The organism is Streptomyces sp. CA-250714, from assembly GCF_050936705.1.
Lineage (GTDB): Bacteria > Actinomycetota > Actinomycetes > Streptomycetales > Streptomycetaceae > Streptomyces.
Genome location: NZ_JBNJMI010000001.1, coordinates 1,642,136 through 1,660,131 on the forward strand (window position 1 = coordinate 1,642,136; position 17,996 = coordinate 1,660,131).

General features: G+C 70.0%; 16 protein-coding genes. 8 read left to right on the forward strand and 8 right to left on the reverse strand.

Going from position 1 to position 17,996, the window contains the following annotated elements; genetic code table 11:
* Positions 1–7: 7 nt before the first annotated feature.
* From ACQEU8_RS07340 to ACQEU8_RS07365, 6 genes are all read right to left on the reverse strand, one after another.
* Entirely contained in the window at positions 8–2,458 is a 2,451-nt protein-coding gene (locus ACQEU8_RS07340) for a PQQ-dependent sugar dehydrogenase (protein ID WP_433098060.1), read from the reverse strand.
* 231 nt (positions 2,459–2,689) lie between these two features.
* Positions 2,690–3,688, reverse strand: a complete 999-nt coding sequence (locus ACQEU8_RS07345) for a sugar phosphate isomerase/epimerase family protein (RefSeq protein ID WP_433098062.1) — start codon at positions 3,686–3,688, stop codon at positions 2,690–2,692.
* A gap of 125 nt (positions 3,689–3,813) precedes the next feature.
* Positions 3,814–5,004, reverse strand: coding sequence for a Gfo/Idh/MocA family protein (locus ACQEU8_RS07350; protein ID WP_433098064.1), 1,191 nt, complete (start codon positions 5,002–5,004; stop codon positions 3,814–3,816).
* Between the two features lie 84 nt (positions 5,005–5,088).
* Positions 5,089–6,150: a substrate-binding domain-containing protein gene (locus ACQEU8_RS07355; protein ID WP_433098066.1), complete on the reverse strand. Its 1,062-nt coding sequence runs from the start codon at positions 6,148–6,150 to the stop codon at positions 5,089–5,091.
* Entirely contained in the window at positions 6,147–7,154 is a 1,008-nt protein-coding gene (locus ACQEU8_RS07360) for an ABC transporter permease (RefSeq protein ID WP_433098068.1), read from the reverse strand. The genes ACQEU8_RS07355 and ACQEU8_RS07360 overlap by 4 nt, the downstream gene beginning before the upstream one ends.
* 73 nt (positions 7,155–7,227) lie before the next feature.
* Entirely contained in the window at positions 7,228–8,730 is a 1,503-nt protein-coding gene (locus ACQEU8_RS07365; protein ID WP_433098070.1) for a sugar ABC transporter ATP-binding protein, read from the reverse strand.
* An 88-nt stretch (positions 8,731–8,818) separates the two neighbouring features.
* Here ACQEU8_RS07365 and ACQEU8_RS07370 point away from each other — a divergent pair, with 88 nt between their 5' ends.
* Positions 8,819–8,968 carry a hypothetical protein gene (locus ACQEU8_RS07370; RefSeq protein WP_433098072.1) on the forward strand — a complete coding sequence of 50 codons (150 nt, stop codon included), beginning with the start codon at positions 8,819–8,821 and terminating at the stop codon, positions 8,966–8,968.
* Between the two features lie 52 nt (positions 8,969–9,020).
* Here ACQEU8_RS07370 and ACQEU8_RS07375 read toward each other — a convergent pair whose 3' ends face one another.
* Positions 9,021–10,202 carry an ROK family protein gene (locus ACQEU8_RS07375; protein WP_433098073.1) on the reverse strand — a complete coding sequence of 394 codons (1,182 nt, stop codon included), beginning with the start codon at positions 10,200–10,202 and terminating at the stop codon, positions 9,021–9,023.
* Positions 10,203–10,410: 208 nt separating this feature from the next.
* Between ACQEU8_RS07375 and fdhD the strand changes: the two genes are divergently transcribed.
* The 4 genes from fdhD (at position 10,411) to ACQEU8_RS07395 (ending at position 15,074) form a co-directional block, all read left to right on the forward strand.
* A complete protein-coding gene (gene fdhD / locus ACQEU8_RS07380) occupies positions 10,411–11,262 on the forward strand; it encodes a formate dehydrogenase accessory sulfurtransferase FdhD (RefSeq protein WP_433098075.1) in 852 nt (283 codons plus the stop codon).
* 108 nt (positions 11,263–11,370) lie between these two features.
* Entirely contained in the window at positions 11,371–12,009 is a 639-nt protein-coding gene (locus ACQEU8_RS07385) for a hypothetical protein (RefSeq protein WP_433098077.1), read from the forward strand.
* A 264-nt stretch (positions 12,010–12,273) separates the two neighbouring features.
* Positions 12,274–14,100, forward strand: a complete 1,827-nt coding sequence (locus ACQEU8_RS07390) for an AMP-dependent synthetase/ligase (protein WP_433098079.1) — start codon at positions 12,274–12,276, stop codon at positions 14,098–14,100.
* 134 nt (positions 14,101–14,234) lie between these two features.
* On the forward strand, positions 14,235–15,074 hold the full coding sequence (locus tag ACQEU8_RS07395) for an aldo/keto reductase (RefSeq protein ID WP_433098081.1): 840 nt from the start codon (positions 14,235–14,237) through the stop codon (positions 15,072–15,074).
* 106 nt (positions 15,075–15,180) lie between these two features.
* Here ACQEU8_RS07395 and ACQEU8_RS07400 read toward each other — a convergent pair whose 3' ends face one another.
* On the reverse strand, positions 15,181–15,486 hold the full coding sequence (locus ACQEU8_RS07400; RefSeq protein ID WP_433098083.1) for a 4a-hydroxytetrahydrobiopterin dehydratase: 306 nt from the start codon (positions 15,484–15,486) through the stop codon (positions 15,181–15,183).
* Between the two features lie 90 nt (positions 15,487–15,576).
* Here ACQEU8_RS07400 and ACQEU8_RS07405 point away from each other — a divergent pair, with 90 nt between their 5' ends.
* The 3 genes from ACQEU8_RS07405 to ACQEU8_RS07415 all read left to right on the forward strand — a co-directional run bounded on the left by ACQEU8_RS07405 (position 15,577) and on the right by ACQEU8_RS07415 (position 17,996).
* Positions 15,577–16,389 carry a helix-turn-helix domain-containing protein gene (locus tag ACQEU8_RS07405; protein ID WP_433098085.1) on the forward strand — a complete coding sequence of 271 codons (813 nt, stop codon included), beginning with the start codon at positions 15,577–15,579 and terminating at the stop codon, positions 16,387–16,389.
* 19 nt (positions 16,390–16,408) lie between these two features.
* Positions 16,409–16,717, forward strand: a complete 309-nt coding sequence (locus ACQEU8_RS07410; RefSeq protein WP_433098087.1) for a YrhK family protein — start codon at positions 16,409–16,411, stop codon at positions 16,715–16,717.
* Between the two features lie 172 nt (positions 16,718–16,889).
* The gene (locus tag ACQEU8_RS07415) at positions 16,890–17,996 is read left to right on the forward strand and encodes a fatty acid desaturase family protein (protein WP_433098089.1); all 1,107 of its coding nucleotides are present in this window, start codon (positions 16,890–16,892) and stop codon (positions 17,994–17,996) included.

The following is a 17,996-nucleotide window of genomic DNA, read 5'->3' on the forward strand; positions in this document are numbered from 1 at the left end:
CCTCCCCTCAGCCGGTCGTGACGGTGAAACTGTCGAGGTCGAAGAGCGCCCCCTCGCCTCCAGTGAAGACGAGGTAGAGCTTGTCGGCGCCCTCGGGTGCGCCCGCGATATCGGTGCTCACGTCCGTCCAGCCGTCCGTCGCGGAGACCTTCGCGGTGCCGAGGAGCGCACCGTCGGGTGCACCCGCGCGCACCTCGATGGCACCGGTCGCCTTTCCGGCCACCCGCGCGGTGAGCTTGGTGACGTCGCCCGGCTGGTAGGGCTCGTACGCGATCCACTGACCGTTCTTCGCCCCTGTCACGGCCTTGCCGCCCTCGGCGCCGGCCGCCTCGCCCTTGGTGACGCCGTCAGCGGAGCTGTTGAAGTGCTCGGCCTGGCGGTGCTTGGGCTGGAGGATGCTCTCACCGTGGCCGGTCAGCGGGGGCTGGCCGTTGGCGCCGCCGTCGGTGTACTTGGCGTCGAAGACGCCGAAGATGTTGGCGTTCGGGTCGTGTTCGCCGTCGGCCTGGGTCTTGATGGTGCCCTTGCAGCCCTTGGCCGAGGTCATCGGGTGGCCGTGGCTGTCGTGGCCGAGGATGTAGGTGACCTCGACGCGGGAGCAGTCGATCTGCGGGTCCTCGGGGTCGGTGACCTGCACCTCGAAGGGGATCTCGTCGCCGAAGGAGAACGGCCGTCCGTCGGCGGGGAGTTTCAGATCGACCTTGGGCGCCGTGTTGCCGACGGTGACGTGCACGCTCGCGGACCCGGTACGGCCTGAGGAGTCCTCGGCGGTGACGGTCGCGGCGTAGGTGCCGTTCGCCTCGTAGGTGTGGGTCGGGTTGGCCTCGGTGGAGGTGGTCCCGTCCCCGAAGTCCCAGCTGAGCTTGAGTTCGTCGCCGTCCTCGTCGGTCGCCTTGGACGTGAACGCGATCTTCAGCGGCGCCTGTCCGTCGCTCACATCGCTGCTCGCTTTCACCACCGGGCTGTGGCCCTCGGTGGCGTTCTCGATGCGGTAGAGGGCCGAGTTCTCGTCGCCGTTGAAGTAGCCGGTGCCGTAGTCGAGGACGTACAGCGCGCCGTCGGGGCCGAAGTCCATGTCCATGACCTGGGTGCCGGACCACGGGAAGTCGTTGATCTTCACATTGCCGCCGTTGCTGTCCTGCTCGACGCGCTTGATCCAGCGGCGCCCGAACTCGCCGGCGAAGAAGTCGCCGTCGTAGCTCTTGGGGAACTTCGCCTTGGAGTCGGAGTCGGCGTCGTAGCGGTAGACGGGGCCGCCCATCGGGGACTCGGAGCCGTCGCCGAACTCCGGTACGGACGCGCCGTCGTACGGGATCCAGGCGGGCTTGGCCGGGGGCAGCTTGGTCAGTCCGGTGTTGCGCGGCGAGGTGTTCTTGGGTGCGGCGCAGTCGAACTTCTCACCGGAGGCGCCGGTGGCGAAGTCGTAGTCGATGTAGGCGTCGTTCTTTCCGGTGCAGTACGGCCAGCCGTAGTTGCCGGGTCCGGTGACCCGGGCGAACTCGACCTGTCCGGACGGGCCGCGCTTCGGATCGGCGGCGCCCGCGTCGGGGCCGTAGTCGCCGACGTAGACGATGTCGGTCTTCTTGTCGACGGTCATCCGGAACGGATTGCGGAAGCCCATCGCGTAGATCTCGGGCCGGGTCTTCCTGGTGCCCGGCGCGAAAAGGTTCCCCTCGGGGATCTTGTACGACCCGTCGTTCCTGACCTTGATCCGGAGGATCTTGCCGCGCAGGTCGTTGGTGTTGGCCGCCGAACGCTGCGCGTCGAAGGCCGGGTTGCGGTTCGCGCGCTCGTCGATGGGGGTGAAGCCGTCCGACTGGAACGGGTTGGAGTCGTCGCCGGTCGACAGGAGCAGATTGCCCTTGGAGTCGAACGCGATGTCACCGCCGACGTGACAGCAGGTGCCGCGGTTGGCGGGCACGTCGAGGATCTTCTTATCGCTCCCCTTGTCCAGCGTGCCGTCCTTGCCGAGCACGAACCGGGAGAGCCGGTTGACGCCGTCGAACTTCTTGAAGTCCGCCGCCGTGCCGGTGTCCGGTGCGTCGCCTTCGGGGGTGTTCAGCGGCGGGGCGTAGTAGAGGTAGACGAAGCGGTTCTTGGTGAAGTGCGGGTCGACGCCGACGCCCTGGAGCCCCTCTTCGTCGTGGCTGTAGACGTCGAGTTCACCGGCGATCTTCGTCTTGCCCTTGGCGTCGGTCAGCCGGAGAGTGCCTTCGCGTGCCGTGTGCAGTACCGAGCGGTCGGGGAGGACGGCCATCGTCATCGGCTCGCCGGTCTCCGCGACGCCCTTGGCGAGGGTCACCTGCTGGAACTCGGTCTCGGCCTGCGGCTTTCCGGGCCTGTCGGCGGCTGCGGGGCCGGGCGCCGCCTGGGCCGCCACCACGGTGGCGCCGCTGATGAGGAGGGCGCTCGCCAGGGCTGTTACGCGGGTTCGGAGTCTGCGGTGTCTTTTGTGCACAGCGGTTCCTCCTGAGAGGTAACGGGGATGGATGCCGTTTTGCGGTGCCGTGCCGATGCCGGACTGATGCTGTGCGCGCGCTGCGCCTGCGCTGGGGGGCCGCGCTGTTGTCCGTACGCCTCAAGGACGGTAGCGACGTTTGTTTGAGGCGGGAACCCCTTTGACAATCCTCCGCTTGATTTTGTCCACACTCAGGACAAAGTGAGAGCTCCAAAGAGCCGGGCAGAGACCTCAGTTGCCGAAGGCGGCGTCGAACGAGGCGCTGGGCGGGTCGTAGTCGAAGGCCCGCAACCGCGCCAGCGCCTCCGGGGCCCCGGCCAGCCGGTCCATGCCCGCGTCCTCCCACTCGACGGAGACGGGCCCCTCGTAGCCGATGGCCCGCAGCATCCGGAAGACGTCCTCCCAGGCGACATCGCCGTGCCCGGCGGAGACGAAGTCCCAGCCGCGCCGTGGATCGCCCCAGGGAAGGTGGGAGCCCAGCCGGCCGTTGCGGCCGTCCAGTCGGCGTCGGGCCTCCTTGCAGTCGACGTGGTAGATGCGGTCCCGGTAGTCGTAGAGGAACCCGACCGGATCCAGGTCCTGCCACACGAAGTGCGAGGGGTCGAAGTTGAGGCCGAAGGCGGGGCGGTGCTCGACGGCCTCCAGGGCGCGCTGGGTGGTCCAGTAGTCGTACGCGATCTCGCTGGGGTGCACCTCGTGCGCGAACCGCACGCCCTCCGCGTCGAAGACGTCAAGGATGGGGTTCCAGCGCTCGGCGAAGTCCGCGTAACCGCGCTCGACCATCTCGGGCGGTGTCGGCGGGAACATGGCCACCAGATGCCAGATGGAGGAACCGGTGAAACCGATGACGGTACGTACGCCGAGTGCGGCGGCGGCCCGCGCGGTGTCCTTCATCTCCTCGGCGGCCCGTCGGCGCACGCCTTCGGGGTCGCCGTCGCCCCAGATGCGCGGGGCGACGATGGCCTTGTGGCGCTCGTCGATGGGGCTGTCACAGACGGCCTGGCCGGTCAGATGGTTGGAGATGGCCCAGCACTCCAGCCCGTACTTGTCCAGCAGCTGCCGCCTGCCGTCCACATATCCGGGCTCGTGCAGCGCTTTGTCGACCTCGAAGTGATCGCCCCAGCAGGCGAGTTCCAAGCCGTCGTAGCCGAACTCACGGGCCAGCCGACAGACCTCCTCCAGCGGCAGATCCGCCCACTGCCCGGTGAACAGAGTGAACTTACGTGCCACGGCTCCTCCTATGTTCGGGATGCGCGCCCCGTCAGGGGCGCGGGGCTGTGTCTATTTGCGGCTCCGCCGCGTGGGCGCGAGCAACCACGACGTGTCCGCAGCCTGCGAACGGCAGGACGTGGCAATCACCGCAACGCCCCAGCCCGCACCGGCGTATAAACGCAGTCCCTCTCCGCGCTCTCCTCGACGGCGGCCAGCACGCACTGCACCTGCAACCCGTCATCAAAGGAAGGCGCCGGCTGCGTGCCGTCCGCAATGGCCTGCACCAGATCCCGCGCCTGGTGCGTAAACGTGTGCTCGTACCCGAGGCCATGCCCCGGCGGCCACCACGCCTCCAGATAAGGGTGCTCGTGCTCCGTGACGAGGATGCGGCGGAACCCGGCCTCCTCCGCGGACTGCGTATCGTCGTGGAACTGCAACTCGTTGAGCCGCTCCAGATCGAAGGCGAGCGAGCCGAGCGTGCCGTTCAGCTCCACGCGCAGCGCGTTCTTACGGCCGGCCGCGACCCGGGTGACCTCGAAGGAGGCGAGCGCTCCGGAGTGGAGCCTGCCGGTGAAGACCGCCGCGTCGTCCACCGTGACCTGCCCCAGTTCCCCGTCCGGCTCACCGTGCCGCAGCGGGCGCTCTGTTACGAACGTCTCCGTCTGCGCGGAGACGCCGGCCAGTTGGGAACCCGCCAGGTGCTGGGCGAGGTCGACGGCGTGCGCACCCAGGTCGCCGAGCGCCCCCGAGCCCGCGGCTTCCTTGCGGAGCCGCCAGGCGAGCGGGAAGGCGGGGTCGACCAGCCAGTCCTGGAGGTAGCTGACCCGTACGTGCCGCAGCTCGCCCAGTCTGCCGTCCGCGACCATACGGCGGGCGAGCGCCAGCGCGGGCGTACGGCGGTAGTTGAAGCCGACCATGGCCACCTGGCCGCGTGCCCGGGCCGCCCGGGCCGCGGCGGCCATCGTCTCCGCCTCCTCCACGGTGTTGGCGAGCGGCTTCTCGCACAGCACGTGCTTGCCGGCCTCCAGCGCGGCGACGGCGATCTCGGCGTGGCTGTCGCCGGGGGTGCAGATGTCGACGAGCTGCACGTCGGGGCGGGCGATCAGCGCCCGCCAGTCGGTCTCGGCCGCGGCCCAGCCCAGCCGTCCGGCCGCGGCGCGTACGGCCGCCGGGTCACGCCCGCACACGGCGGCCAGCGCCGGACTCAGCGGCAGGTCGAAGACCCGCCCCACGGTGCGCCAGCCCTGCGAGTGCGCCTGGCCCATGAAGGCGTAGCCGACCATGCCCACGCCCAGCGGCGGCGCGACGGCGGGCGCGGTGCTCTCGTACGGCATTGAGGTCCTCCCTCTCGCGGATTCCTCCCCCGGCCTTCGGCCGGGAAGTGCCCCAGATCTACGTCAGCGGTGCGGGGCGGCCCATCAGGTGAAGCCGATCGGGAGGTACTCGTCGACGTTCTTCTTGGTCACCACGGCGGAGTAGAGGGTGACCTGGGCGGGGATCTCGTACTCGGCCATGCCCGCGATGCCCTTGCCCTGGCCGAGGGCGCGGGCCAGGTCGATGGCGGAGGCGGCCATGGTGGGCGGGTAGAGAACGGTGGCCTTGATGACGCTGTCGTCGTCCTTGATGGCCTGCATGACGCGCTTGGAGCCGGCGCCGCCGACCATCAGGAACTCGTCCCGGCCGGCCTGCTTGATGGCACGTTCGGCGCCCACACCCTGGTCGTCGTCGTGGTTCCACAGCGCGTCGAAACTCTTCTGCGCCTGGAGGAGTTCGGACATCTTCTTCTGCCCCGACTCGACGGTGAACTCGGCGGCCTGCCGGGCGACCTTCTTGATGTTCGGGTAGTTCTTCAGCGCGTCGTCGAAGCCCTTGGTGCGCTCGCGGGTCAGTTCCAGACTGTCGATCCCGGCCAGCTCGACGACCTTGGCGTTCTTCTTGTCCTTGAGCCGTTCGCCGATGAAGTGCCCGGCGTTGAGGCCCATGCCGTAGTTGTCGCCACCGATCCAGCAGCGGTACGCCTGCTGCGAGGAGAAGATCCGGTCGAGGTTGACGACGGGTATCCCGGCGCGCATCGCCTTGAGGCCGACCTGGGTGAGCGCCTTGCCGTCGGCCGGCAGCACGACCAGTACGTCGACCTTCTTGTTGATGAGCGTCTCGACCTGGCCGACCTGGGTGGCGTTGTCGTTGGAGCCCTCGGTGGCCTCCAGGGTGACGTCCTGGTACTTCTTGGCCCGGTTCTTGGCCTGGGTGGTGATGGCGTTGAGCCAACCGTGGTCGGCCTGCGGGCCCGCGAAGCCGATGGTGACCTTCTTGCCCGGCTTGGAGTCGGCGACTTCGGCGCCCGCCGACTCCTTGCCCTCGTCGTTGTTCTCGTTGCTGGTGCAGCCCGTGGCGAGCAGGGCAGCGCCCGCTGCCGCGGTCCCGAAGAGCATGGTTCTGCGGCTGGTTGCGGCGCGGGGTGCGCGTGGGATGTCAGTCATGAGGAGGAACGACCCTTCTGTACCAGGACGGCCGCGACGATGATCGCGCCCTTGGCGATCTGCTGGATGTCCGTCTGGAGGTTGTTGAGGGCGAACAGGTTGGTGATGGTGGTGAAGACCAGGACGCCGAGCACCGAGCCGAGGATGGTGCCGCGACCGCCGCTGAGCAGCGTGCCGCCGATGATCGCCGCGGCGATGGCGTCGAGTTCGTACAGATTGCCGTTGGTGTTCTGACCGGAGCCGGTGAGGACGATCAGCATGAACGCGGCGATACCGCAGCACAGCCCGGAGAGCAGATAGAGCAGCAGCCGCTGCCGTTTGACGGCGATGCCCGCCAGCCGGGAGGCTTCCGCGTTGCCGCCGACGGCCACCGTGCGCCGTCCGAACGTGGTGCGGTTGAGCAGCAGCCACCCGATGACGCAGACGACGGCGAAGACGAGCACGATCGGCGGAACGCCGAGTACGTAGGAGTCCTTGACGCCCAGGTCCAGTACGGCGTCGACCTCGACGACCTGCGTCTTGCCGTCGCTGATCTGCAACGCCAGACCGCGCGCCGAGGCGAGCATGGCGAGGGTCGCGATGAACGGCACCATCGGCCCGTAGGCGATCAGCAGCCCGTTGACCAGTCCGCAGCCGACGCCGACGAGGACACTGCACAGCAGCATGCCGCCGAGGCCGAAGTCCTGGGTGGCCACCGTCGTCGCCCACACGGAGGCGAGCGCGACGATGGCGCCGACGGACAGATCGATGCCGCCGCCGATGATCACGAAGGTGACGCCGACGGTGACGACGCCGATCACGGACGCCTGAGTGAGGATCAGGCGGAGGTTCTCCGCCGCCAGGAACTCGTCGGGCTTGGTGATCGTGCCGACGACTGCCAGCGCGAGCAGTACGCCGATGAGGGAGAGGTGCCGCACGTCGAGAGGCAATCGGCGTCTTGCGGGGCTCGCGTTTGCTGGGGGCGGCGCCGACTGCTTGTCGGCCACATTGGCTGGTGAGTTCATTTCAGGTCACCTCTGGGAGAGCAGGGCCGGTGGGTGCGTGCGTTCTCGCCGTTCGCCGTCTGCGGGCGCCCCCTCACGAGGGAGTCGCCTGCATGACGAGGTCGAGCACGCGGTGCTCGTCCAGCTCATGGGAGGGAGCCGCATGGACGACGCGCCCCTCGCGGAGCACCAGCACCCGGTCGGCGAGCCCGAGGACTTCGGGCAGCTCGCTGGAGACGAGCAGCACGCACACCCCCGAATCGGCTAGCCGCCGGATGACGGCGTACAACTCGGCGCGCGCGCCGACATCGACACCCCGCGTCGGCTCGTCCAGCAGCAGCACCCGGCAGCCGCGCAGCAACCAACGGGCGAGGACGGCCTTCTGCTGGTTGCCGCCGGAGAAGGTACGTACCGGCCGATCGGGGTCGTCGGGGCTGAGCCCCAACTCGCGGGTGTGCCGCCGGGCCTCGGCCCGCTCCCGCGCCCGGTCGAGCCAGCCGCCGCGCGAGAAGCGGGGCAGCGAGGAGACGGAGACGTTGCGGGTGACCGACTCCAGCATCAGCAGCGCCTGCGACTTGCGTTCCTCGGGCGCCAGCCCGATCCCGGCACGTACGGCGGCCAGGATGCTGCCCGGCCGCAACGGCTGCCCGTCCACCAGGACCCGCCCGGCAGTGGGGCGGCGCGCGCCGTACAGCGTCTCCAGCAGCTCCGAGCGGCCGGAGCCCACAAGACCGGCCAGCCCGACGATCTCGCCGGGCCGCAGCTCCAGATCGAGCGGCTCGAACTCGCCCTGCCGCGCCAGCCCTTCGGCGACCAGCACCGGCTCGGCACGCCTCGGGCCCTCGGCGGTCTTCTCGGGGAAGGCGTACTGCACGTCCCGGCCCGTCATCCGGGCGACGAGCTCGCTGGTGGGCGTGGTGCGGGCCGGCAGATCACGCGCTGCGACGCGGCCGTCCTTGAGTACGGAGACGCGGTCGCCGATCCGGCGGATCTCCTCCAGCCGGTGCGAGATGTAGACGACGGCGACGCCGTCCGCGGTCAGGTTCTCGACGATACGGAAGAGATTGTCGACCTCGTCGGGGTCGAGCGCCGCTGACGGCTCGTCCATGATGATCAGCCGTACGTCGTGCGAGAGGGCGCGCGCCATGGACACGATCTGCGCCCCGGCGGCGGAGAGGGAGCCCACGAGCGCCGCCGGGTCGATCTCGGGGTGTCCGAGCCGGGCCAGCAGTTCCGCTGTCCGCGCCCGGGCCTCGCGCGGGCGGACGATGCCGCGGGTGGCGATCTCATGGCCGAGGAAGACGTTCTCGGCCACCGATACGTGCTCCACCAGGTCGAGTTCCTGATAGATGGTGGCGATGCCCAGCCGCATCGCGGAGACGGGGCTGGGCAGCCGCACCGGCCTGCCCTGCCAGGTGATTTCGCCGTCGTCGGGCTGGTGGGCGCCCGCGAGCACCTTGATGAGGGTGGACTTGCCCGCGCCGTTCTGGCCGAGCAGGCAGTGCACCTCGCCCTCCTCGACATCGAGGTCGACACCGTCGAGCGCACGGACACCGGGGAATGTCTTGGTGATTCCGGACATGGTCAACAGGGGCATGCAGGACCTCCGTCCCAGGGGGCCGTACGGGTTTCGCTGTGCGATAGCGGTGCGGGGCGCTGCGCTGTGCGTCGTACTGGTGGGGGCGGTGGTGCTGGTGGTGCTGGTGGATCCGTTGCTGCTCAGGGCCTTGGCAGTACTTCGGGTGCTGGTGGTGCTGGTGGTGCTGATGCCGCTGGCGGTGCCGGCAACCTCTGGTGGTGCTCAGGACCGCCGGTGTTGTTGTGGGCGCTGGTGATGCTGGTGGCGCTGGTGGTGCACGTGCGCTGCCGGGTGCGTGTTGGGTGCTGTCAGGCTGGTGAGAACAGGTGGTCGCTGGTGAGCCGGGCGGCGCCGGTGACGCCCGCGACCTGCCCCAACTCGCCCAGCACGATGGGTAGGTTGCCGGTCGCCAGCGGCAGCGACTGGCGGTAGACCTGGGTGCGGATGCTGGCCAGCAGGGTGTGGCCGAGCCCGGTGACACCGCCGCCGATGACCACCAGGCCGGGGTTGAAGAAGCTGACGAGGCCCGCGATGACCTGGCCCACCCGGGCGCCGCCGTCGCGGATGAGGTCGAGGGAGGCGCCGTCCCCGGCGGAGGCCGCAGTGGCGATGTCGGCGGCACCGAGCCTGCCGTGCTCCTCCAGCAGCCGGGCCAGTTCGGGCGAGCGCCCTTCCCTGGCCGCCTCTGCCGCGTCCCGCGCCAGCGCGGCGCCGCCGAAGTACGCCTCCAGGCACCCGCGGTTGCCGCAGGCGCACTGGCGGCCGTCGGGCTCGACCTGGATGTGCCCGATGTCGCCCGCGCTGCCGGTGGTACCGCGGTGCACCTCGCCGCCGACGACGATGCCGCAGCCGATGCCGGTGCCGATCTTGACGCAGAAGAAGTCCCGCACCGAGCGGGCGACTCCGGCCTGCATCTCGCCCATGGCCATCAGATTCACATCGTTGTCGACCATCACCGGGCACCCCAGCTCCTGGCTGAGCGCCTCCCGCACGGGGAAGCCGTCCCAGCCCGGCATGATCGGCGGCGCCACCGGCACACCCTCCGGAAAGCGGACGGGCCCCGGTACCCCGATGCCCGCGCCGTCGAACCCCTCGGCGACCCCGGTGTCCCGCAGCTTGGCCACCATGGCCAGCACCTGGTCGAAGACCGCGACCGGGCCCTCGCGGACGTCCATCGGCTGGTTGAGGTGGCCCAGGATCTCCAGTTCGGGGTTGGTGACGGCGACGTCGATGGAGGTGGCGCCGATGTCGACGCCCAGGAAGCGGAGCCCGGGAGCGAGCCGGATGTTGTGCGAGCGGCGCCCGCCGCGCGAGGCGGCCAGCCCGTCCGCGACGACCAGTCCCGTCTCCAGCAGCCGGTCGACCTCGACGGCCAGCTTGGAGCGGGACAGATCGACACGGTCCCCGAGTTCGGCGCGCGACCGGGGGCCGCCGTCACGCAGCAGGCGGAGCAGCCGCGCCTGATGCGCGTTCGCGGGCCGTGCAGTCATGCGCCTCACCGCTACCCCTCCAGCCGTATAGGTCGGCGTCGCGTCCGGGAATGCACGGGGAACGTAGCAGTGGCGACCGGGGTTGGGAAGAAGTTCTGCGCAAACTGGTTCGACTTCTTCCCGAGAATGGACAAAGCCCGGGCTCACGGCAGGCGACCGGTTCGCTTAAGGTCCGTAAGGTCGAAGCCACCGGGAGGTGAGGGCACCCATGGGCAGGGTCACCGCACGACGCCCCGTCATCCGCGTCCGGGACGGCGCCGTCAGCACGCGCCCGGACACTCTCGTCACCGAGGAACCCCTGGAGATCCGGCTCGGCGGGAAGCCGCTGGCGGTCACCATGCGCACCCCCGGCGACGACTTCGCCCTCGCGGCCGGCTTCCTCGTCAGCGAGGGCGTCATCGGCTCGGCGGCCGACGACATCGCCGCGATCGTCTACTGCGACAGCGCCCGCGACGAGGACGGCGTCAGCACCTACAACACCGTCGACGTAAAGCTGGCCCCGCACGTCCCGGCGCCCGACATCGCCGCACTGGAGCGCAACGTCTACACCACGTCCTCGTGCGGGCTGTGCGGCAAAGCCAGCCTGGACGCGGTCCGCACCACGGCGCGCTGGGAGCTCGACGGCGACCGGCCGCACGGCATCAGCACCGAACTGCTGGCTCAGCTGCCCGACCGGCTGCGCGCCGCCCAGCGGGTGTTCGACCGTACGGGCGGACTGCACGCGGCGGCGCTGTTCTCTGCCGTGGGTGAACTCCTCGACGTACGGGAGGACGTGGGCCGCCACAACGCCGTCGACAAGCTGGTGGGCCGCGCGGCGCAGAACGGCGCGCTGCCGCTGCGCGACGCACTGCTGATGGTTTCGGGGCGCGCCTCGTTCGAACTGGCGCAGAAGGCGGTGATGGCGGGCATCCCGGTGCTGGCCGCCGTCTCGGCGCCGTCGTCGCTCGCCGTCGATCTGGCCGAGGAGACGGGCCTGACGCTGATCGGCTTCCTGCGCGGCGCTTCGATGAACATCTACGCGGGCGCGCACCGGCTGGCCCTGCCGGTGAGCACCGGGTGAGGGCTTCGTACGGCTGAGTCCTCTGAGCCTTCATATGACTGAGGGCTTCGTATGGCTGAGCCTCGTACGGATGTGCCCGCCGCGTGGCCCGGCCGTAGTCTGCCGTGCGTGAGTGCGCAGGGGGAGACAGAACAGGCAGCGCGGCGGCGTAGGCCGAGGGGCGCGAGGGCTGTCGGATTCGGCTGCGTCGCCTTGCTCGCGGCGCCGTTTCTCCTGGTCGCCGGGGTCATCGGGGCGTACCTGATCGCACGGGCCGTCCCGGAGGACTATCCGGAAGCCGAGCCGGAGACCGTGGCCCGCAGGATCACGGGCGTCTCGGCCGAGGTGACCGGGGCGCTCCGGCTCGGCGGCCCTGACACCGACGGGTGGGGCAGGCAGTGGACCCGTTCCCGCCCCGGCGTCGATGTAGGCCCGGCCTACTGCCACGCGGACGGGCTGGAGAACTGGCTGGAGGAGCCGGTTCCGGGCGCGTTCTTCCTAACGCACGCCTGGCAGGTGGCGGACGTCTCCGAGGCGGAGGTGAAGCCCGCGCTGCGCCGCGCGGCCACGTATCTGCGCCGCCACGGCTGGCACATCCGCGATTTCTCGCACGAGAAGACGCGGAGGTATCTGGACGCGGAGCGGGGCGGCGACGAGGTGGCGCTGACCTGGACGGAGACCCGCCCCGGGGCCGGGCCGCTGGAGGGCAGGACCTTCTCGCCCTGCACGTACGACCCGACCCCGCGCGGGGAGCTTCCGGCACTCTAGGTTGCCGCGAAGGGGGTGTCCCTTCTGTCACACCTACCCCCAGTAACTCGCATGTCCCGCAAACAGTCCGCTTCGCGGCGCGAAGGTTCCGTGCAGAAACGCGGCGGGTCGGGAAACGACCTTGAGGTCAACTGTGAGCACGGCGGCGAACTGTCCCAATTGACCGACTGACCTGCATCGACACCCCTCCCGATCAACCTGCCCGATCGGATACGGTCACTCGCGCGGTGGCACATGTCACTGTGCAGTCGAGGAGCAGAGTCTTTGCGCGAGTTCACCGTTCCGGCCCTGGCCACGGCGCCCCAGGTTGGCGGGGTGGCCGATGCCGTCTTCGGGCACGCCGACCGGACCCCGCAGCTGCCCCTGCTGGCTCGTAAGGACGCGGACGGCAACTGGCAGGACGTATCCGCTGCCCGGTTCCGGGACGAGGTCGTAGCGGTCGCGAAGGGACTGCTGGCCCAGGGCGTCCGGTTCGGTGACCGCGTGGCGCTGATGTCGCGTACGCGCTACGAGTGGACGCTGCTGGACTTCGCACTGTGGGCGGTCGGCGCCCAGTCCGTCCCCGTCTACCCGACCTCCTCCGCCGAGCAGGTGGGCTGGATGCTGCACGACGCCGATGTGTCGGCCGCCATGGTCGAGCACGAGGACCACGCCATGACCGTCGGCTCGGTGGTGGACCGGCTGCCGCGGCTGAAGAAGCTGTGGCAGCTCGACGCGGGAGCGGTGCAGGAGCTGATGGCCGCGGGCGCGCACCTGGAGGACGAGGTCGTCCACCGGCACCGGCTCGCGCTCACCCCGGACACCGTCGCCACCGTCATCTACACCTCGGGCACCACCGGCCGCCCCAAGGGGTGTGTGATCACGCACGCCAACTTCATGGCCGAGACCGACAACATCATCGCCCGCTACGACGGGGTCTTCAGCGCCAAGCCCGGCGAGCAGGGCTCGCTACTGCTCTTCCTGCCGCTCGCCCATGTCTTCGGCCGGATGGTGGAGGTCGCGGCACTGCGGGCCGGCCTGAAGGTGGGGCACCAGCCGCAGATGACGGCGGGGGCACTGCTGCCCGATCTGGCGGCGTTCCAGCCCACCTTCGTCCAGGCAGTGCCACACCTGTTCGAAAAAATCTTCCAGAGCGCACGCCGCAAGGCCGAGTCCGAGGGCAAGCTCGGCCCGTTCCAGAAGGCCGTGGACGTGGCGGTCCGGTACGCCGAGGCGATCGAGCACAAGGCGTTCGGCACCGGCCCCGGCCCCGGCGCCTCGCTGCGTATGCAGCACCAGCTCTACGACAAGCTCGTCTACGCCAAGCTGCGCGACGCCATGGGCGGCCAGTGCCGGTACGCCATGTCGGGCGGCTCGGCGATGGAGCGCCGGCTGGGGCTGTTCTTCGACGGCGCCGGGATGCGGATCTTCGAGGGGTACGGGCTGACGGAGACGACGGCGGCCGCCGTCGCCAACCCGCCCGAGCGCCCCCGCTTCGGCACCGTCGGCCAGCCGGTGCCCGGCACCACCGTGCGGATCGCCGAGGACGGTGAGATCCTGTTGCGCGGCGGCCAGGTCTTCACCGGCTATCTGAACAACGCGCGCGCCACCCGGAGCACGCTGCGCGACGGCTGGTTCGCCACCGGCGATCTGGGCGCGCTGGACGACGACGGCTATCTGACGATCACCGGCCGCAAGAAGGAGATCCTGGTCACCTCGAGCGGCAAGAGCGTCTCGCCAGGACCGCTGGAGGAGCGGGTCCGTGAGCACCCGCTGGTCGGCCAGTGCATTGTGCTGGGCAACGACCGGCCCTACGTCTCCGCGCTGCTCACCCTCGACCAGGAGGCGGTGCAGCACTGGCTCGCCATGCGGAACAAGCCGGAGCTGGACCCCGCCGAGCTGCTGCGGGACGAGGATCTGGAGACGGAGATGCGCAGGGCGGTCGTCGCGGCGAACACCCAGGTCTCCCAGGCCGAGTCCATCCGCACCTTCCGTATCCTCGCGGCACCCTTCACCGAGGAGGACGGGCTGCTGACACCGTCGCTGAAGCTGCGGCGCGGGGCCATCGAGGCGGCGTACGCGTCCGAGATAGAGGCTCTGTACCAGAGCTGAACAAACTCGCATTCGGCAAGGAACAGATGTCCGGCGCAGATCGTTGACCGGGGGGCGAACGAACACCGGAGAACAATCGCCGGCAACAGAACAATCGCCGGCAACGCAGAACATCGAACGTAAGGACCCATCGCGTGAGCAACGTTCCCACCACCACGCTCAACAACGGCGTCACGATGCCGCAGCTCGGCTTCGGCGTCTGGCAGGTGCCGGCCGACGAGGCCGCGACGGCGGTGACCACGGCGCTGGAGTCCGGCTACCGCAGCATCGACACGGCGGCGGTGTACGCGAACGAGGAGGGCGTGGGCCGCGCCATCGCCGAGGCCGGTCTGCCCCGCGACGAGTTGTTCGTCACCACCAAGCTGTGGAACTCCGAGCAGGGGTACGACACGACCCTGCGCGCCTTCGACGCCTCCCTCGACCGGCTCGGCCTCGACTTCGTGGATCTGTACCTGATCCACTGGCCAATGCCGGATGTCGACAAGTACGAGGACACCTGGCGCGCCTTCGAGAAGATCTACGCCGACGGGCGGGCCCGTGCCATCGGCGTCTCCAACTTCCAGCCGACGCAGCTCAACCGGGTCATCGAGCTGGGCGGCACCGTGCCCGCCGTCAACCAGATCGAGCTGCACCCCCGGCTCCAGCAGTCCGTGCCGCGTGCCTTCCACGCCGACCACGGCATCGCCACCGAGGCGTGGTCGCCGCTCGGCCAGGGCGGCGATCTGCTCGACGAGCCCGCGCTGCGGGAGATCGCCGGCCGGCACGGCAAGACCGTCGCCCAGGTGGTGCTGCGGTGGCACCTTCAGCTGGGCAATGTGGTGATCCCCAAGTCGGTCACCCCGTCCCGGGTGCGCGAGAACATCGACGTCTTCGACTTCGAGTTGAGCGGGGAGGACATGGCGCGGATCGGGGAGCTGAACACGGATTCGCGGATCGGCCCTGACCCGGACACGATGAATTGGCTCGGCGACTGACACCAGCTTCCGGTGAGGGGGTGCCCCTTACCGTCGTTTGCGGGCTGCGGGTTCGCTGTGGCTTGTCGCGCCGTTCCTCGCGCCCCTTCCGGGCGCGGGGCGCGCCCTAACTCGCCCCATGGCCCGGTGCGATCTCCTCGATCCGCCGGGCCAATGCGATGTCCAGCTCCGTGATACGGCCGCCGACGCTGTGGGTGTTGACCGTGATCGAGAGCGAGTTGTAGCCCAGCGTCAGTTCGGAGTGGTGGTTGAGCTCCTCCTGAATCGCGGCAACGTGCATGGCCATCGCGGCGGCCGGGAGGTGGCCGGCGAGGGAGTAGGAGCGGGAGACGCTGTCGCCGTCGGTCGTCCAGTGCGGAAGACCGGCCAGCGCCTGCTCGGTCTCCTCGGGGGTCAGCGGCTGGGGCGCCATGGGGTTTCCCTTCCTCGGGGGCTGCACGGTCTGCTCACCGTCCGGTCCAGGGCCCCAGCGTGCCACGCGGGTTCGGTTACCGTCTGGTCCATGACCGCTGTGACCGAAGGGCCCACCGACGCGCCCACCATAGGGATGCTGCTGCGCGAGTGGCGCGAGCGCGCGGGGCTCAGCCAGCTCGAACTGGCACTGCGCGCCGACTCCTCCGCGCGGCACATCAGCTTCATCGAGACCGGCCGCACCGCGCCCAGCCGAGAGATGGTGCTCAAGCTGGCCGCCACGCTGGACGTTCCGGTGCGGGAGCGCAACACACTGCTGCTGTCCGCGGGCTTCGCTCCCGCCTTCGCCGCGACCCCGCTGGACGACCCGGCCCTCGGCCAGGTACGCGGCGCGCTGGAGCGGATGGTCGCCGCCTACGACCCGTACCCGGCGTTGGTGCTCGACGGCTGCTACACCGTGGTGGCCGCCAACCAGGGCATCGCCGCCCTGCTGGAGGGGGTGGCCCCGCATCTGCTGGAACCCCCTTCGAACGCCATGCGGATCACCCTTCACCCCGAGGGCCTGGCGCCCCGCATCCGCAACCTCGCCGAGTGGCGGGGCCACCTGCTGGACCAGATGAGCCGGCAACTGGCCCTGTACCGCTCCCCCGCGCTGCGCGCCCTGCACGACGAGGTGGCCGCGTACCCGGTGCCCGGAGGCGACACGGCCCCGGCGCAGCCCGCCACCGGAGAACAGCGCTTCGCCCTCCCGATGGTCATCGAGCACGGCGGGCAGACCCTCTCGTTCCTGTCCACCATCGCCACCTTCAACACGCCCCTGGATGTGACCGTCTCCGAGCTTGCGGTGGAGACCTTCCTCCCGGCCGACCCGGCGACCGCCAAGGCCCTGCACCACAGCGGCTGATCCGCTAGCGTCCTCGACTGTGTCGGAAAACCCCCCACATCACCACAAGAGAGACAGTCTCACTCTGCACATCGGCAAGGAGGAGCTGGTCGTCCGGCAGCGTTACGAGGCGGTCAGCATCGCCAACGACGTACTGGTCGCCGTCTGGTTCCTCATCGGCAGCATCATGTTCTTCTCGCCGGAGTGGGCCGGTCCCGGTACGTGGTGCTTCGTGTTCGGCAGCGTGGAGCTGATGATCCGTCCCGTCCTGCGGCTCACCCGGCAGCTGCACCTCCAGAAGGTGCACGGTGCTCCGCTCGGCGCGAGCGGAGCCGACCAGGACTACTGACCCTCCGGTCAGTACCACGGCCGTCCCCTACGGGCCGTTCCCTCAGACGGCGCTCAGGGATGTCCCGGAGGCCGGGTGTAGCTAGCTACACCCGGCGGGGAGGCCAGCCCCCGCCCCGGTAGGCATGCTGCGCGGCTGTCGGCAGCCGCCCGCGACCGGAAGGCTCGCAGGTATGACGACAGCGATCGACGCGCCGCAGCCGCGGACCACCCCGGACCCCGGCCGTGCGCCCTCGCCCACCGCTCGGCCCGGCTCCGGCGCCGGGCGGCCGGGCAGCGACTTCTCCCAGCTCTCCGCCCGGATATCGGCGGCCGGGCTGATGTCCCGCAGGCCGCTCTACTACGCCGTACGCCTCACCCTCGTCGGACTGGCGTTCGCCGCCGGCTGGGTGGCGGTCTTCGCGGTGGGCGCCTCGTGGTGGCAGCTCGCCGTCGCCGCGTACCTGGGTGTGGTCTACGGTCAGCTGGCGCTGGTCGCCCATGACCTGGCGCACCGGCAGGTCTTCCGCGGCCGCCGGGCCAGCGAATTCTTCGGCCGCGCGGTCGGCAACCTGTGCATAGGGATGTCGTACGGCTGGTGGATGAACAAGCACACCCGGCACCACGCCAACCCCAACCACGAGGACCTCGACCCGGACGTCGCACCCGACATCCTCGTCTGGTCGCGGGAACAGGCGACCGAGGCACGCGGGCTGCCCCGGTTCATCGGACGGCACCAGGCGGCGCTGTTCTTCCCGCTGCTGACGCTGGAGGGCTTCAATCTGCACGTCTCCAGCTTCCGGGCGCTGCGCCAGCCGCACCTGAAGCGCAAGTGGCTGGAGGCCACGCTGCTGCTGGTGCACACCGCCGCCTATCTGGGGGTGCTGTTCTGGGCGCTGCCGGCCGGTATGGCCTTCGCGGTGCTCTTCGTCCACCACGCGGTCTTCGGCGTCTATCTGGGCAGCATCTTCGCGCCCAACCACAAGGGCATGCCGACCCTCAAGGGCGACGAGCGGCCCGACTTCCTGCGCCGCCAGGTGCTCACCTCGCGCAACGTACGCGGCGGACTGCTCACCGACCTGGCGCTGGGCGGCCTCAACTACCAGATCGAGCACCACCTCTTCCCCAGCATGCCGACGCCCCATCTGCGCAAGGCACGGCCCATCGTCCGCGACTACTGCGCCGAGTTGGGTGTCCCATACCACGAGACGGGGCTGCTCGCCTCCTGGCGCGAAGCCCTGAGCCACCTCCGCGACGTCGGCGCCCCGCTCCGCGAGGGCTCGCCCACGCCGCAGGGGTGA